Annotated in this window: 1 protein-coding gene; it reads left to right on the top strand. The window is 54.7% G+C overall.

Annotated elements, in window-relative coordinates; genetic code table 11:
* Positions 1-62: 62 nt before the first annotated feature.
* On the top strand, positions 63-607 hold a 545-nt coding region (locus RRY12_13380; protein MEG2185664.1), incomplete at its 3' end, for a GLUG motif-containing protein.

Raw genomic sequence — 607 nt, 5'->3', positions numbered from 1 at the left:
CCTCATTGGCAAACTGTGTCGTTCAAAGCTGCGATATATCACAAACAGGAGACCGGCCATACGTGAGCGAGGCTGGCGGCGTCGCAGGCTACGTACGCGGCTCCACGGTGATAAACAGCGTGGCGGATTGTTTGGTGACCTCAAACTGCGGCAAAGGCAGCGCCGGCGGCATCGTAGGACTGGTGGAGTACAATTCTTCTATATTGAACTGTTATTCGTCAGGTACGCTCGTGGCCGCGCAAACGACCGCCCGACTTGGTGGGATAGCAGGAACGGGTACGGAGGTCACAATCGAAAACTGCATCTCTTCCGCGGTGCTCAGCGGAGATACCGCTGTGAAGGGCGGCATAATCGGAAATAGCGACGGCTCAAGAATAAATCTCAAAAACTGCGGATGGCTCACCGTAACAGCGGACAAAGCTTACGGGAGCGGAAATCCGGATAGAGAGGAGGACGTACAAGCTCTTACTCGGATCAATAATTGCGTTACCTCCTTCACAGGCGTATCACCGTTTATCAGCGCCGACAGGAACGCAGAGGGCGCCTTCCAAATATTCCGCACGTGGCCCGGCTCAGGGCAAAATGCCGTATCGAGCATGGTTTACAA

The organism is Cloacibacillus sp., from assembly GCA_036655895.1.
Taxonomy (GTDB): domain Bacteria; phylum Synergistota; class Synergistia; order Synergistales; family Synergistaceae; genus JAVVPF01.
The sequence above is the reverse complement of the archived record's forward strand: the minus strand, read 5'-3'. Positions and strand labels throughout refer to the sequence as shown.